Here is a 15,246-nt window from a genome sequence, read left to right on the forward strand (position 1 = left end):
GTCACGCTCCGGCCCCGCCCGGGCGGCCCCGGCCCAGCAGCTCCGCCACCCGGGCGGTGGCGGTGCCCAGGCCGACGGGCCCGTAGGAGGTGCGCGGCACGACGGCCACGGGGCGGCGCAGCTCCTCCTCGTCGTAGCGGCGGCAGCCGCGGTGCCAGATGAGGACCCCGGCCAGCCAGCGCTTGAGCTCCTCCGCGTGGTCGGTGAGCGCGGCGCGGGCCCCGGCGTCGAGGGCCATCTCCTCGAACATCCGCGGCAGTTCGACGGTGACCACGTGCTCGAACTCGCGCATGCGGGAGTTCACCAGGTCGCCGACGACCCCCAGGGCCTCCTCGACGCCGCAGCCGAAGAAGTCCTGCACCACGAGCACGCAGTTGTGGATCTCGCCCTCGAACTCGATCTCCTTGCGGTAGGAGATCAGGTCGTTGAGCAGGGCGGCGTAGTCGCTCGCCGCGTTCTGCATCGCCTGGACCGGTCTGGTGCGGAACACCTCGGACGGCACCATGCCGCCGCGGGAGAGCCGGGAGAGGGACATGATGAACTCCGCGCCGAAGGTCTTGCGGCGCATCTCGACGTAGTCCACCGGGTCGGGGATGCGGTTCTGCCAGTGGTTGGCGAGCTCCCACAGCCAGCTTCCGGTCATCTCCTCGATGGTGCGGCGGAAGGCGCGGCGGGCGTCCGGCGCCATCGGAGCCGTCGAGCGGGCCCACAGGTCCGCCAGCCCGCGTTCCAGCGCGTTCACCGGGACGGGGGTGGCGGTGGACTCCACCGGCATGAAGTCCTTCAGCCGCTCGGTGAACGCCCTGGCCCCCGCCGCGTCGAAGGTGCGCCCGAAGACGAGGGGGTAGTAGTCGTCCCCGTAGGTGCCCCAGGTGAGCCAGCCCGTGGTCAGGTCGAGCTGCTCCGGGGAGGCGTCCGGATGGATGGCGGCCGAGCACAGGGGGAGGTCGAAGGCCCTGAGCTTGTGCTCGTCCCAGATGCCGAAGTCGGAGGTGCCCGGCGGCGCGTCGATCACTCCCATGTCCCGGGCCCACCCCACGACGCGCTCGCGGGCGGCGTCCAGATGGGGGCTGAGCCGGGTGGTGTACGGCATGCGCAGCTCCGGCAGCCGCACCGGTCCGACCTCCTGGAAGGGCGGGCGCGTGTGGCGCCTGATCCGGGCCGGCGCCGTGGCCGCGAGCGAGGCGGCGATCCGGGCCGCCGAGGTGCCCGGGCCGGTGGGCCCGCCGGGCAGGCCCGCGCCCGCCGGGCGGCCCGCACCGCCGTCGTTCATGTAGCGGCTGGAGCGCATGTGCCACTCGTGGCCGCCGGACTGCCAGTCCTGGAGCCCCTTGGCGTACGCCAGGACGTCCGCGCAGGACCTCGCGTCCAGGCCGTGCTCGGCGAAGAGCGGCGGCAGCTCGGTGAAGACGGTGTGCTCGAACTGGTGCAGCCGGGAGGTGATCAGGTCGTTGACGGCGTCGGCCGCCTGCTGGGTGCCGCAGCCCAGGAACCTCTCGAAGACCAGCACCCCGTTGGAGAGTTCGCCCTCGTCCTCGACCTCGCGCTGGTAGGAGAAGAGGTCGTTGCGCAGGTGCACGGCGTCGGCGAAGGCGTCCCGCAGCACCCTCATCGGCCGGCTCTCCGCGACGGCGCCGGGCACCTCGGCGCCCACCGAGTACTCCACCAGCCCCGCCGACCAGGGGGCGCCGCCGACCTTGCGGCGCATCTCGATGTACTCCAGGGGGTTGGCGACCCGGCCGGCGCTGATGTTGGCCAGCTCCCACATGCTCTCTTCCAGCAGGTTCCGCGTGGCCTCGGCGAACCGCCGGCGCCAGCCGTGCGACATGGCCGGGACGGTGCGGGCCCACAGGTCGGCCAGGCCCCGCTCCACCGCGTTCTCCGGCTCCGCGCGGGACGTCTCGCCGGGCTCCACGGGCATGAAGGCGCGCAGCCGGTCGAGGTAGGCCCTGGCCCCGGCCGAGTCCCGGGTGCGCTTGAAGCTCTCCAGGAAGTCGTCGTCGAAGAAGAACACCCAGACGTACCAGTCGGTCACGGTGGCCAGTTCCCCGGCCGGCGCGTCGGGGTGGGTGTAGGCGCACAGCAGGGCGTAGTCGTGGGAGTCGTAGTCGTCCTCGTCCCAGACGCCCGACCCCTCGATCATCCCCATCCGCCGGGCCCACTCCTTGGAGTGCTCCCGCGCCACCTCCAGATGGGGGTTCAGCCGCGCCGGGTAGGGCTCGTAGAAGTCCGGCAGCTCGAAGGGCTGCGCCATCCGCGGTCTCTCCTCGTCTCGTGCGGTCTCCCGTGCGGGCCGTCTGCGCGCGGCCTCAGTCCTCCCCGCGGGAGATCTCGACGTTCTCCAGGACGCCGAGCGCGTCGGGCACCAGGACGGCGGCCGAGTAGTAGGTGGTCACGAGGTAGGAGATGATGGCCTTGTCGTCGATGCCCATGAACCGGACGGACAGGCCCGGCTCGTACTCGTCGGGCAGTCCGGTCTGGTGGAGGCCGACGACGCCCTGGTCCTCCTCGCCGGTGCGCACGACGATGATCGAGCTGGTGCGCTCCTTGGTGACGGGGATCTTGTTGCAGGGCAGGATGGGGACGCCGCGCCAGGCCGGCACGTGGTTGCCGAGCAGGTCCACGTGGTCGGGGTAGAGGCCGCGGGCGTTCATCTCCCGGCCGATGGCGGCGATGGTGCGCGGGTGGGCGAAGAAGAACCGCGATCCCCGGCGCCGGCTGAGCAGCTCGTCGAGGTCGTCCGGGGTGGGCGGGCCGGAGCGGGCCTGGATGCGCTGGCCGTAGTCGGCGTTGTGGAGCAGCCCGAAGTCGCGGTTGTTGATCATCTCGTGCTCCTGCCGCTCGCGCAGGGCCTCGATGGTCAGCCGCAGCTGCTGCTCGGTCTGGTTCATCGGCTTGTTGTAGAGGTCGGCGACCCTGCTGTGCACCCGCAGCACGGTCTGGGCGACGCTGAGTTCGTACTCGCGCGGGTTGAGCTCGTAGTCCACGAACGTGCCGGGCAGGTCCGGTTCGCCGTCGTGGCCCGAGGCGACGGCGATGTCCGCCTCGCCGCGGTCGTTCTGCCGCTGGCGGGGCAGGGAGGCGAACGCCTCCAGGTGCTCCCGCAGGGCGGGCGCGCCGTCCGCCAGGGAGGCGAACTCCCGCCGGGGCAGGGACAGCAGCGTGCCGGCGGTGGTCGCCGTGAGCGTGTACTCCCAGGTGGCGTCGGCGCTGAGCAGGCCCTGCTCGCCGAAGTGGTCGCCGTCGCCGAGCACGCCGAGCCGGGTGGGTTCCCCGTACGGCCCGCTGCCGGTCTTGCGGACCCTGCCGTGGGCGAGCAGGTGGACGTGGTCGACCGGCGCGCCCTCCTCGGCGAGCACCTCGCCGGCCTCGAAGTCGCGCTGGGTGAAGCGGTCGGCCAGGGCCGTGAGCACCTCGACGTCCCCGAACCCGCGCAGCAGGGCGATCTCACCGAGTTCGCGCGGGATGACCTGGACCCGGGAGCCGGTCTTGACGAACTCGATGCGCCCGTCGCCGACGGTGTAGGTCAGCCGCCGGTTGACCCGGTAGACGCCGCCCTCGGTCTGCACCCAGGGCAGCACCCTGAGCAGCCACCGGGAGGTGATGCCCTGCATCTGCGGAACGGACTTGGTGGTGGTGGCCAGGTTCCGTGCGGCGGCGGTGCTGAGGCTGAGCTGCTGCTGCTCCTGCCGCGTCCCGCTCCCTGCGTCTACCGACATCGGCCGTGTCTCCCTCGTGTGGTGGCGTGGCCCGCCGTGCCGTGGAGTGCCGCGTCCGGGACCGGGCGCGGCACTCGGCGGTCGGGCAGCACGCTAGGGCGCCCCGCGAGGGAGAACGGGGACACCGGAGTGTTGTCATCAGATCGGATGCTCTTGATTCGTCAACGTTTAACGATCTTCTGAGCGGAGCGCACCCGTTGCGTCCTCCCGGACTGCGGACCCCGGACTGCGGCGCCGGCTCCCGGCCGGGTGGCGCGCCGTCAGGGCTCGTCCACGTGCAGACGCAGCGTCAGGCCGTCGTCGGCGGCGCGGACCTCGACGAGGTCGCACAGCTGGTGGATCATCCACAGTCCGCGGCCGCCCTGGGCCGAGGCGAGGCCGGGGCGCCGGCGCCCGGCGAGCGGGTCGGTCAGCCGTCCGCGGTCGCGGACCTCGGCGACGACCGTGCCGTGGCCGCTCCGCCACAGGCGCAGGGTGCCGCTGCCGCCGCCGTGGGCGACGGAGTTGGCGGTGGCCTCGTTGACGGCCAGGACGAGGTCGGCCCGGCGGTCCGGAGTCAGGGCGGTGGTCCCCGCCCAGGCGGTGACGCGGCCGCGGACCCCGGCGAGTTCGCCGCCGCGGTAGTCCGCGGCGACCTCGACGTGCCCGGGTTCGGGCAGGGGTCGGTCGCAGTCGGCACAGACCTCACGGGGGTCGCGGTAGTCGCCGCTGACCGCCCGCCGGCCGTCCTCGTCGACGACGGGGTGGGTGCGCCGGGCGTCGGCGATCACCTCCGGCGGCAGTCCCCCGGTGTCGTAGGGACACAGGACCGTGGCGCGGCGTCCGGCGAAGGCGGTGTTGATCAGGGCCTCGTGCCGGGTGGCCTCCAGCACCTCCGCACGGGAGCGCCCGGGCCAGACGGGTTCGCCGACGATCCGGGCGGCCCGGTCCGGACGGCGGTCGGCGAACTCGCGCAGGGCGGAGAGGATGCGGCCGGGGTTGCGCCCCAGCTCCGCCATGTCCGCCCAGACGACCTCGGAGGCGGCGGCCCCGATGCCCTGGCGCAGTTCCTCCAGCCGCGGCCCGGGCACCGCGACGAGGACCGGCTCACCGGCCTCGAGGGCGGCACGTGCGAAGCCGCCGACCTCGTCGACGTACTGCTCGGACCCCCGGTAGAGGAGGGCGGGGTGGACGAACGGTCCGCCGGCCGGGTCCGCCGGCTCGGTCGCGGCTGCTTCGGGGGCCGTCACGGGGCGGTCTCCAGGGCGCCGCACTCGTCGGGGAACATCCCCGCCACCCGGCGCAGGGAGCGCGGCGGGTGGTGGACGACCAGCCTGCGGCCGCGGTCGTGCTCGGCCCGCGCCGCGGCGGCCAGTGCCGCGACGGCGGCGGTGTCCAGGAAGTCCGCCCCGGACAGGTCCAGGTGCAGCACCGGGCCGGGCAGCCGGACGAGCGCGGCGAGTGCTCCCTCCAGCACGGTGCGGGTGTCGGCGTCCGCGCCGCCGCGCAGCCTCAGGCCCACCCGGTCCTCCAGCGGCGTGGCGGCCAGGGGCGGTGCGGGGCCGGCCGCGGGCGGGGCGTCCAGGATCCGCCCGCCGGGCGTCAGGTGCCGTACGTGGGCCCCGGTCAGCAGGGCGACGGCGTCCCCGGGGACAGCCCCGCGGTCGTACAGGCACAGCGCGGTCAGGGGCAGTCGCGCGAACACCTCGGCGTTCAGGCGCAGTTCGTACTCGAGGAGCCGCTCGGCGCCCGGTGTGCCCCGGGCGTACCAGGACATCTCGCCGAGCGCCGCCAGTCCGGTGCGGCCGGCGTCCAGGGCGGCGGCGCACGCCCGTCCCCACACCTCCACCATCCGGTCGGGATCGAACGGGAGGCTCCGCAGGTAGGACTCCTCCGCCTGCTGCACGACCAGCCGGCCGGCGTCCGCCGCGGCCGATGCGCCGGCACCGCAGCGGTCGAGCCGCCTCAGGACCGCCTCCGGGGCCGCGACGTCCGAGAAGTACAGCACCTGCCGCCCGGCGGCCAGGGCGCCGCGGACGAACCCGGTCACGCTCCGGGCCCACTCGTCCTCGCCCGCGTAGGCGCAGCACAGGTGTCCGGCCCCGCCGGCAGGCCGGGCCGCTGCGAAGCCGAGTGACGGCATGTCCCACCCCGGGCCGCTCGCTCCGCGCTCCCGCGGACGTCTCCTTGAGGCCCCCACCGTACAGCGCACCGGCCCGGCTGTTCAGGGCGCGGACGGAACGCGGCGGCACGGGCGGCGCACCCGGCCATAGTCCGGTGTTATGACCAACTGGTATTACCTCATCCGGCCGGCTTCCGGGAATCCTGGTGCTCCCCCACAGGACACACGCGGAGCACCGCGTGTCTTCAGAAACGAGGAGCCTTGCGAATAACCAGGCTGATCCCCGCGCTCGTCGCCGCGCTGCTCTCCGTCCTCGCCCTCGCCCCCACCGCCGCCGCGGCCAAGGAACTGCCGCCCGGCAGCGGCGGCCCCCAGCCGATCATCGGCGGCGGGTACGCGCAGAGCGCCCCCTGGGCGGCCCGCCTGTTCTCGAACGGCCGTGAGACGTGCAGCGCCACGATCATCGCGCCGACCTGGATCCTCACCGCCAAGCACTGCGTCAGCGGCGGTGGGCTATCGTTCCGCATCGGCAGCCTCGACCAGCACAGCGGCGGCACCGTCGCCAACGGCGTCCAGGTCCACAACCACTCCTCGTCGGACCTGTCGCTGGTCCGGCTCGACCGCTCCGTCTCCGCGGGCTACGCCCGCCTCGGGCAGCCGGGTTCGGTGTCGGTGGGCCAGAACGTGCAGGTCTACGGCTGGGGTGCCACGTCCCGGTGCGGTTCTGAGGCCACCTGCCAGTCCCGGTACCTGAAGGTCGCGAACGTGACCGTGACCGGCGGGTGCCGCGACGCCTACAACGGTTCGGCGATCTGCGCCCGGCGCGGCGACGGCATCACCGCGGGCGGCGACTCCGGCGGTCCGATGATGGCGGGCGGCGCGCAGGTCGGCGTCGCCTCCACCAGCGACCGGCAGACCACCACGGCGTACACGAACGTGACCGCCTACCGCTCCTGGATCCAGTCGATCGCGGGCGTCTGACCGCTTCCGCCGCCCTCCTGCCTCCCCCGTCCCCACCGGGAGGGGTGGCGGGAGCCCTGCGGGGCGGGGTGCTCCACGGCCTGACGGCGGAGCGCCCCGCCCCGCCGGCGCGTCCGGTGCGGTTCCCGGGGCGCAGGCGGCGCGGCCCCGCTCCGGATGCACCGCCGGCGCCGCCGGGCCACGATGGAGGCGTGACCGAGGACGTTCCCCCGCCCGGGCCGGCCCCGGTCGTCGTGTGGGGTGTGACGCACGGGGACCGGCCGTTCCGCACGGTGCAGGTGCACGGGGTGCCGGTGGGGCTCGCCCACGACATCACCGACGTCGTCCGCCTGGTCCACGCGGCGGGCGTGCGCCCCGCGGACCTGGACGACCCGGCGGTCGTGCGGTGGGTCGGCGGCGACAAGCACACCTGGGTCTGAACCCGTCCCCGCCGGCCGCGGGGCGGCGCGCCCCCGGACGGCCGGAAAAGAGCGGGCACCGAGTGCCTTTACGGCTGACACGCAGTGTCATATGGTATGGCCGTCGTCGCTGCGGGAGCGGCGCCGCGGGACGGTGCCGCTCCCACGGCGGCATGTCCTGCCCGCGTGGCACGTCTCAGCTGCCCGGCCGAGCGTAGGGAGACGACATGGCACTCAGCACCCTGGTCGACACGCGCGAGGGCGACACGGACCTCGCCGACGGCCCCGCTCCCCTCCGGACCCCCGCGGCCCCCGACCCCGCACACGGGACGGGAGGGGGCTCCCCCGCGCCCGCCCCGGAACCCGGCGGGCCGGCCGGGGACGGACTGCACTTCCAGCGCTGCCGCTGGTGCCAGACCGCCTTCTTCCGCCGACTGCTGTGCCCGGTGTGCGCCTCGACCGCCCACGACCTGGAGGCCGGGAGCGGAACCGGCGTCATCCGCCGGGTCCTCGCCCCGGGCCGCGGCGGCCCGTACAGCGTCGCCGTGATCGCCATGGACGAGGGCTACCAGCTGCGCTCCGCCGTGGTGGGCGCACGTCCGGAGGCCGTGCGCGCCGGAGCACGGGTCCGCCTGGCGCCGGAGGCCGCCCGTGAACGGCGGGAGCCGGTCTTCCGGCTCTGCGACGACCCCTACGCCGGTCCGCCGCCCGCCCGGCGCTGACGGCCGGCGCCGCGCACCGGCGCCACCGTCGTGACCACCCGGACCAGGGCGGGGACGCGCGGCACCGAGCCGAACCCGAACCGCACCGGGGGGTCGACGGGTGCGAGCCCGCCCAGGTCGCGGCCGTCGAGGCGGGCCGTCGCCGAGACCACCGGCCGCAGGTCCCGCGCCCCGTACCACTCCCGGTACCCCGCCCCCGCGCTCCCCCGGGTCCGTACGCCCGGCAGCAGGCGGGCCGGGAGGCCGGTCAGCGCCGCCCAGGCCGGACGGGCGGCCAGCGGGCCCGGCACGCGGCGCAGCAGCAGCCCGAGCGGCCCCCGGCGGCCGAGGGCGAACCGCAGCTCCAGCGGTCCCGCCGCCACGTGCCAGACGTCCTCCTCCACCGCCACGGCCACCGGCACCACCCGCACCCGGTCGAAGCGGTAGACCGCGGAGACGAGGTCCGCCGTGCGGCGGGTCGGGGCCAGCAGGAGCCGCCGCCCGCCGGCGTCCTCCACCATCACGTCGGCGAACGGCCCGAACGGCGACCGCTCCCAGCGTCCCAGCACCATCCGGGTGCCGGAGGAGGTCCCGACGCCGGCGATCCACCCGTCGAACCGCATCGCGTCCCGCGCCCGTCCCGCCACGGCGGCCTCCTTCCCCGGCCGGCGCCCCGCCGCGCGGCGGGGCGCCGGTGCGCCCCGCCGGGTGCCCCGCACGGCCCGGGGCAACCGCGCCCGGGGCGGAGCCGGGACCCGCCGGGGCACGGGTGCGGGAGGCGGGTCAGATCCGGTGGCGCCGCAGCGCCGGGACGGCGAAGGCCAGCGCCAGCATGGCGACGACCACCAGCAGGCCGCCGCCCGCCACGGCCGTGCGGGGGCCGAGGGCCGAGCCCGCCGTGCCGTGCAGCAGGTCCGCCAGCCGGGGGCCGCCCGCCACCACCACGGTGAAGACCCCCTGCATCCGGCCGCGCATCTCGTCGGTGGCCGCCGACTGGAGGATGGCCCCGCGGAAGACCATGGAGACCATGTCGGCGAAGCCCGCCACCGCGAGGAACAGCACGGCCCACCACAGTCCGTCGCTCAGGCCGAACGCGGTGACCGCCGCGCCCCAGAGCACCACCGCGCCGATCACCATCCACCCGTGCCGGCGGGCGTGGGAGTAGCTGCCCGACATCAGCCCGGCGGCCACCGCCCCGACCGGGATGGCCGCGTAGAGCAGGCCGAGCGCCATCCCCTCGCCCCAGGAGGCGTAGGTGGTGGCTGCGAGCTGCGGGAAGAGCGCCCGCGGCATGCCGAACACCATCGCGATGACGTCGGCGAGGAAGGACAGCAGCAGCACCCGGCGCGCCGCGATGTACCGGAACCCGGCGGCGATCTGGCGCGGCCCCGACCGCCGCGGGCCGCCGCCGAGCGGCGGCAGGGACGGAAGCCTGCGCACGGCGGCCACCGCCGCGCACAGGGCGAGGGCGTCGACCAGGTAGAGGGTGCCCAGGCCGATGACGGGTATCAGCGCGCCGGCGAGCAGCGGTCCGAGGACCAGTCCCGTCTGCATCACCGTGGAGGTGAGCGCGTTGGCCGCCGCCAGTTCACCGGCGGGTACCAGGCGGGCCACCGAGGCGCTGCGGGCCGGTGCGTTGACGCCGAAGAACGCCTGCTGGAGGGCGAGCAGCACCATCAGCACCGCCACCGACCCCAGCCCGGCGGCGGCCTGCACCCAGAACAGCAGCGAGGTGACGGCGATGCCGGTGTTGGTGACCAGCAGCACCGTGCGCCGGTCCAGGCTGTCGGCGATCGCACCGCCCCACAGCGCGAAGACCACCAGCGGCAGCAGGCCGGCGAGGCTCGCGTAGCCGACCCAGGCCGAGGAGCCGGTGAGGTCGTAGACCTGCTTGGGCACGGCGACGGCCGTGAGCTGGCTGCCCACGGCCGTGGCGGTGCTGGAGGTCCACAGCCGGCGGAAGGCCGGGCGGCGCAGCGGCCGGGTGTCCATCGCCCAGCGCCGCCATCCGGCGCGCTCCGGCCGCGGTGGGCCGGCCTCCCCGCCCGGGGGGCCGGACGGGCGTGTCCCGCTGTCGTCGGGGCTGTCCGCTGTGGTGCTCTTCCCGGTGTCCACGGCCGTCCTGGTCTCGCTCCGCGCCTGCTTCGGATCCGGGCCATTGTCGCCGACGCGGTGCGCGCCCTGTGCGGGCACCCGGGGGCACGCGGCGGGGCGCCCCCCACGTGCGGTGGAGGACGCCCCGCCGGTGGTGCCGGGCCCGGCGCCGGTCCCTACAGCTCCTTGATCCTGATGTTGCGGAAGGAGATCACGTCGGTCGTGCCGTGCGTCTGCAGACCGATGTACCCGGAGGCGTAGCGGCGGCCGTCGGTGCCCGGGTCGCCCTCCCGGGGCGGTGAGAACTCCTGGCCCGCGGCGTTGTCGAACTCGTTGATCAGCTCGCCGTTGCGGTAGACCGAGTAGTGCTGGCCGACCACCCGGATCTCGTACTCGTTCCAGGTGCCCTTGCCGGTGACGCCCGCGCCGCCCAGGCCGACCCTGTCGAAGCCGTAGACCGAGCCCGTCTTGTACAGGTCGCCGTCGGGGCGGTCGAGGATCTGCACCTCGTGGCCGTAGGTGATGGCCACCCACTCCGGGCGGGACTCCTCCGGGTGGCCGTGGACGTCCGGGAAGCGGACGAAGACGCCGCTGTTGGCCCGGCCGTTCCCCGGTGCGTCGTCGCGGAACTGGAGCCGGAGGGAGAAGTCCTCGTAGCGGCGCTCGGGGAACCACAGCATGCCCATGCCCGGCACGGTGGTGCTGCTGGTCATGGTGCCGTCGTCGCCCAGGGTGAAGGCGCCTCCGCCGACGTGCTGCCACCGGTCGAACGACGTGCGCGTGCCGTTGAAGAGGTTGCGGTAGCCCTCGTTCCGGCCCGGTTTGCCGATGTCCGACTGCCGGGCCGCCCTGTTGACGGCCCGGTGCTCCCGCCGGTCGATGACCCCCTCGTCCAGCAGCGCGTCCGTCACCTCCGCCACGTGCTTGCGGAACAGGGCGTGCGAGGTCCAGTCCTTCTCGTCCTCGATCAGCTCGTTGATGGTGCAGCGGTTGCCGGTGACGCGGTTGGGGACGCCCGTGTCGACGGTGCCGACGAAGACGGTCGGGCGCTCGTCCCACTCCGGGCAGGGCGGGGCGGGCACGCCGCCCCCCTCCACCACGGTGAAGGCCGCCTGCCGGGCCGCGGAGGTGTTGCCGGCCCGGTCGGTGGCCCGGTAGTCGACGGTGTGGCGTCCCACGCGGTCGACGGTCACCGGACCGGTGTAGGCCAGGTAGGGGCCGCCGTCGAGGGAGTACTCGACCCTCTCGACGCCCGAGCCGTCGTCGGTGGCGGTCACCGTCACCTCCGCCCGGCCCACGTAGGCGCCGTTCGTGTCCTTCTCGCCCTTCACCGTCGCGAGGACCTCGGGCGGGGTGGTGTCCTCGGCGGGCGGGGCGGCCACGGTGAAGGAGACCGACTTCACCTGCGAGACGTTGCCCGCCCGGTCGGTCGCCCGGTGGCGCACCGTGTGGTCGCCCACCCGGTCGACCGCCACCGGCCCGGTGTACGGCTGGAAGGCGCCGTCCCCCAGCGCGTACTCGATCGTGTTGACGCCCGAGCCGGTGTCGGAGGCGGTGACGGTGACGGTGGCCGTGCCGACGTACGCGCCGTCGGCGTTCCTCTCGCCCGACACGGTCGCGGAGGTCTCCGGGGCGGTGGTGTCGTCCGTGGGCGGGGCGGCCACGGTGAAGGAGACCGACTTCACCTGCGAGACGTTGCCCGCCCGGTCGGTCGCCCGGTGGCGCACCGTGTGGTCGCCCACCCGGTCGACCGCCACCGGCCCGGTGTACGGCTGGAAGGCGCCGTCCCCCAGCGCGTACTCGACCCTCTCGACGCCCGAGCCGGTGTCGGAGGCGGTGACGGTGACGGTGGCCGTGCCGACGTACGCGCCGTCGGCGTTCCTCTCGCCCGACACGGTCGCGGAGGTCTCCGGAGCGGTGGTGTCCCCGCCGGAGCCGCCGTCGGTGACGGTGAGGACGCCCTCCATCTCGCCGTGGCCGGGGATGGTGCAGTGGTAGCGGTACCGGCCGGGGGTGAGGGTGACCTCGGTGGTGTGCCGGCCGCCGTTCGCGTCCAGGGGGCTGGCCAGGATGTTCAGCGGGACGTCGGTGTTGTACTCGGGATCGGAGACGTCGAAGGTCAGGGTGTGGGGCATGGCCGTGGTGTTGCCGGTGGCCTCGCTGTTCTCGAAGACGATCGTGGCCTTCCCGGCGACCGCGGTCGCCGGGGCCGAGGTGTACCGGGTGATGTCGTCGCCGGCGGTCCAGGTGAGCACCTGTTCCGCGGCGGGGGCGGCGTCCGGGGCCGGCCGGCCGTGGGCCGCCGGGGAGGCCAGGCCCAGGACCGTCAGCAGCGCCGTCACCAGGGCCGTCCAGATTCTCCGGTTCACCGCTTCGCCTCCTGCTCCGTGCCGATCAGGTCCTCCGGCAGCGGGGTGGCCGCGCCGCCGTGGTAGGTGACGCGCCACAGCGCCGAGGCGTCGTCGTAGGTGAAGAAGCCGCGCCCGTAGTCCAGGACGTACAGCGCCCCGTCGGGCCCGAAGCGCCAGTCCATGAGGTTGCGGATGCCGCCCTGGCCCGCGGGGACGATCCCGTCGAGGCTCTCGGCGTGCACGGGCAGGCCGCCCCTGCCGGCCGTCCTGGGGTCGGTGAGGACCGCGTGCCTGGGCTGGTCCCCGTCGTAGAGGTCGCCGACGAACCACTTGCCGTCCCAGTACTCCGGCCACTTGTGCGCGCTGTCGCTCCCGGGGTCGTGGCGGTAGACGGGGCCGTTCATCGCGGCCTGGCCGCCGCCCTTGAGCCACGGCAGCAGCAACTCCTGCTCCTCCAGCTCGTAGCTGGGGACGCCGTCGGCGTTCCGGGGGAAGTCGGGTGCGCCGCCCTGCGGGGAGTACCAGATGGTGTTGGAGGTGACCGGGGGGAGGTTCACCAGGCCGTCGTTGTGGGGGGACTCGTTCTTCGGGTGGTCGCAGTCGTACCAGTCCAGCGGTCTGCCCGGGTCGGGCAGGTTGCGGTCCCGGTAGGGCTGCTTGTTGCCCATGCAGAACGGCCAGCCGTGGTTGCCCGCCTTGGTGATCGCGGCGAAGGTGTCGTACTTCGCCGGCCCCCACACGGGGCTGGGGGTGGAGGCGTCCGGGCCGACCCAGCCGGCGTAGAGGATGTCGGTCTCGGGGTCGACGGCGATGCGGGCCGGGTTGCGCACGCCCATGACGTAGATCTCGCCGCGGGTCTTGCCGCCGCCCTCGTCGGGTTCCCTGCCGGTGAAGAGGTTGCCCTCGGGGATGGTGTACGTCCCGTCGTCCTCGGGGTGGATGCGCAGGATCTTGCCGTTGAGGTTGTTGGTGTTGCCGGAGGTGCGGCGGGCGTCGGCGAACGCCTGCCCCTTGAAGGCCGGCTCGGGGTTGTTGCCGGAGTAGCCGTCGCTGAACTGGGAGGAGTTGTTGTCGCCGGTGGCGATGTAGAGGTTGCCCTTGGAGTCCCAGGCCATGCCGCCGCCCGCGTGGCAGCAGCTGTGGATCTGGACGGGCCACGTCAGCAGGACCTTCTCCGAGGAGAGGTCGAGCCGGCCCGTCCCGGGGTCGAGGGTGAAGCGGGAGACCCGGCGCTCGGCCGTGCGCCGGTCGCGGTCGATCTCCGAGTGCGGGGTCCAGTGGAGGTAGACCCAGCCGTTGTCGGGGAAGTCGGGGTCGAGTTCGATGCCGACCAGCCCCTCCTCGTTCTTGGTCAGCTCTCCGCCGCCGCCCTTGTTGCCGAAGACCTCCAGGGTTCCGGCGAGGGTGACCTCCTCCGTCCGGGGGTCCCAGACGTGGACGGTGCCCTTGCCCTTGCCGATCTCGGGGTCGTTCCAGTCGGTCCTCACCGGGTCGCCGGAGGCTCCTCCGCCGCGGCCGATGTAGAAGACCCGGCCGTCGGGGGCGGTGACCAGGCCGTGGGGTTCGCCGATCTGGTCCGTCAGGTCGGGCCGGTTGGGCCGGGTGAGCCGCTCGGCCCTGTAGTTGGCGGTGATGGTCGCCTTGCAGTCGGCGCGGGCCAGGCGCGTGGTCCACAGCAGCGCGCCGCGCAGGTGCGCGCGGAAGTCCGTCTCCCGGAAGCTCGCCGCCGTGCCGCCCATGGCGGTGTAGAAGGAGCGGCCGCCGTCGTAGTCGCGGCACCAGGAGACGGGGTGGTCCCAGCCGCCCGCGTTGCGGCCCGGCTCGTAGGAGTTCTCCCGCACCCGCGCGACGGTGTGGACCGTGCCCGAGGGGTTGGTCTCCCAGCCGATCCACTGGTCGGAGCGCTTCCACTCCAGCGGCAGGTCCTTGGTGGCCGGGTGGATGCGGTCGCCGACCTCGACGACGGCGCGCTGCACCCTCCCCGCCCCGCCGTCCGCCGGGCGGGCCCCGACCAGGCCGGTGAACCACGAGGAGTACGGTTCGGCGCGGGCGGCGCCGTGGATGCCGAGGAAGCCGCCGCCGGCCTCCATGTAGCTCTCCAGCCCGGCCTCCTGCGCGGGGTCGAGCACGTCGCCGCCGCCGGTGAGGAAGACGACGGCGTTGTACCTGCCGAGTCTCTTCGAGGTGAAGACCGAGGCGTCGTCGGTGGCGTCCACCCTGAAGCGCTCGGCGGCCGGCCCGGACCGGCCGATCCGTTCGATGGCCTCGATCCCCGCGTTCACCGTCGGCGGTTCCTCGCCGGCGGAGGCGTGGAAGACCAGGACCCGGACGCTCTTCCCGCCCGGTGGGGACGGGAGCCGGAGTTCGGCCGCCGCGGCGTCCGGTCCGAGGCGGGCGGCGGCCGGCGTGCCGCCCAGGAGGGTCGCGGTGACGGCTCCGGCCGCCAGGGCGGCGATGGCGCCCCGTCGTCTCGTGGTCCGTCTCCGGGATCGTCGTGTGAGGTGCAGTGTGCTGGTCCCTCGCCGTGCCGAGGGGAGTCGCCGCGGTGTGCGCCGCATGGTCCACCCACCTTCTCCGGTCGTCTCCGGTCGGAGCAACGTCCGTGAAGCTAGACCTCTTTCGACGGTTCGCCAAGGGCTATGACCGCCATGCGACGAACTTTGTCCCGGGTGTGGACGAACGAGGATCCCCGCTCTACCGTGACGGGTGTTCCGCCGTCCACCCCCCGTCAGCCCCCCACCCATCCGCGCGAGTTGGGAGAGCGATGACCGAGGCAGCCGGCAACATTCCCCGACGCATCTTCAGCAGAGGACTCCTGGCCGGCGGTGCGGCCGCCGCGGCCGCACCGGCCGCCCCGGCCGCGGCCGCCCCCGCCCCCGCCGCCCCCGCCGCCGCGGTGTT

11 protein-coding genes are annotated in these 15,246 nt (G+C 74.4%); 3 read left to right on the plus strand and 8 right to left on the minus strand.

The window, feature by feature from the left end:
* Position 1: 1 nt before the first annotated feature.
* The 4 genes from ACFSJS_RS22110 to ACFSJS_RS22125 all read right to left on the minus strand — a co-directional run bounded on the left by ACFSJS_RS22110 (position 2) and on the right by ACFSJS_RS22125 (position 5,841).
* Positions 2 to 2,254, minus strand: a complete 2,253-nt coding sequence (locus ACFSJS_RS22110) for a family 2 encapsulin nanocompartment cargo protein terpene cyclase (RefSeq protein WP_380903124.1) — start codon at positions 2,252 to 2,254, stop codon at positions 2 to 4.
* A gap of 55 nt (positions 2,255 to 2,309) precedes the next feature.
* Positions 2,310 to 3,719: a family 2B encapsulin nanocompartment shell protein gene (locus tag ACFSJS_RS22115; RefSeq protein ID WP_380903126.1), complete on the minus strand. Its 1,410-nt coding sequence runs from the start codon at positions 3,717 to 3,719 to the stop codon at positions 2,310 to 2,312.
* A gap of 260 nt (positions 3,720 to 3,979) precedes the next feature.
* Positions 3,980 to 4,948, minus strand: coding sequence for an anti-sigma factor RsbA family regulatory protein (locus ACFSJS_RS22120; RefSeq protein WP_380903128.1), 969 nt, complete (start codon positions 4,946 to 4,948; stop codon positions 3,980 to 3,982).
* Positions 4,945 to 5,841: an MEDS domain-containing protein gene (locus ACFSJS_RS22125; RefSeq protein WP_380903130.1), complete on the minus strand. Its 897-nt coding sequence runs from the start codon at positions 5,839 to 5,841 to the stop codon at positions 4,945 to 4,947. The genes ACFSJS_RS22120 and ACFSJS_RS22125 overlap by 4 nt, the downstream gene beginning before the upstream one ends.
* A gap of 240 nt (positions 5,842 to 6,081) precedes the next feature.
* Here ACFSJS_RS22125 and ACFSJS_RS22130 point away from each other — a divergent pair, with 240 nt between their 5' ends.
* The 3 genes from ACFSJS_RS22130 (at position 6,082) to ACFSJS_RS22140 (ending at position 7,921) form a co-directional block, all read left to right on the plus strand.
* A complete protein-coding gene (locus ACFSJS_RS22130; RefSeq protein WP_380903132.1) occupies positions 6,082 to 6,801 on the plus strand; it encodes a S1 family peptidase in 720 nt (239 codons plus the stop codon).
* A 191-nt stretch (positions 6,802 to 6,992) separates the two neighbouring features.
* Positions 6,993 to 7,220 carry a hypothetical protein gene (locus ACFSJS_RS22135; protein WP_380903134.1) on the plus strand — a complete coding sequence of 76 codons (228 nt, stop codon included), beginning with the start codon at positions 6,993 to 6,995 and terminating at the stop codon, positions 7,218 to 7,220.
* 206 nt (positions 7,221 to 7,426) lie between these two features.
* Positions 7,427 to 7,921, plus strand: a complete 495-nt coding sequence (locus ACFSJS_RS22140) for a Zn-ribbon domain-containing OB-fold protein (protein WP_380903136.1) — start codon at positions 7,427 to 7,429, stop codon at positions 7,919 to 7,921.
* Here the strand turns inward: ACFSJS_RS22140 and ACFSJS_RS22145 are convergent.
* From ACFSJS_RS22145 to ACFSJS_RS22160, 4 genes are all read right to left on the minus strand, one after another.
* Positions 7,891 to 8,523 (minus strand): hypothetical protein, encoded by a 633-nt coding sequence (locus tag ACFSJS_RS22145; RefSeq protein WP_380903150.1) that lies wholly within the window; start codon positions 8,521 to 8,523, stop codon positions 7,891 to 7,893. The genes ACFSJS_RS22140 and ACFSJS_RS22145 overlap by 31 nt on opposite strands.
* Before the next feature lie 160 nt (positions 8,524 to 8,683).
* On the minus strand, positions 8,684 to 10,015 hold the full coding sequence (locus tag ACFSJS_RS22150; protein ID WP_380903138.1) for an MFS transporter: 1,332 nt from the start codon (positions 10,013 to 10,015) through the stop codon (positions 8,684 to 8,686).
* A 155-nt stretch (positions 10,016 to 10,170) separates the two neighbouring features.
* Complete coding sequence (locus ACFSJS_RS22155; protein WP_380903152.1) at positions 10,171 to 12,351, minus strand: OmpL47-type beta-barrel domain-containing protein; 2,181 nt, start codon at positions 12,349 to 12,351, stop codon at positions 10,171 to 10,173.
* Positions 12,352 to 12,359: 8 nt separating this feature from the next.
* Positions 12,360 to 14,903: a ThuA domain-containing protein gene (locus ACFSJS_RS22160; protein ID WP_380903140.1), complete on the minus strand. Its 2,544-nt coding sequence runs from the start codon at positions 14,901 to 14,903 to the stop codon at positions 12,360 to 12,362.
* Positions 14,904 to 15,246: the final 343 nt, after the last annotated feature.

Source organism: Streptomyces desertarenae, assembly GCF_042681365.1.
GTDB lineage: Bacteria > Actinomycetota > Actinomycetes > Streptomycetales > Streptomycetaceae > Streptomyces > Streptomyces desertarenae.

What these genes read in the sequence shown, in the direction of transcription:
- ACFSJS_RS22110 (WP_380903124.1), bottom strand. Translation starts at nt 2,254, where the DNA reads ATGGCGCAGCCCTTCGAGCTGCCGGACTTCTACGAGCCCTACCCGGCG.
- ACFSJS_RS22115 (WP_380903126.1), bottom strand. Translation starts at nt 3,719, where the DNA reads ATGTCGGTAGACGCAGGGAGCGGGACGCGGCAGGAGCAGCAGCAGCTC.
- ACFSJS_RS22125 (WP_380903130.1), bottom strand. Translation starts at nt 5,841, where the DNA reads ATGCCGTCACTCGGCTTCGCAGCGGCCCGGCCTGCCGGCGGGGCCGGA.
- ACFSJS_RS22140 (WP_380903136.1), top strand. Translation starts at nt 7,427, where the DNA reads ATGGCACTCAGCACCCTGGTCGACACGCGCGAGGGCGACACGGACCTC.
- ACFSJS_RS22145 (WP_380903150.1), bottom strand. Translation starts at nt 8,523, where the DNA reads ATGCGGTTCGACGGGTGGATCGCCGGCGTCGGGACCTCCTCCGGCACC.
- ACFSJS_RS22160 (WP_380903140.1), bottom strand. Translation starts at nt 14,903, where the DNA reads ATGCGGCGCACACCGCGGCGACTCCCCTCGGCACGGCGAGGGACCAGC.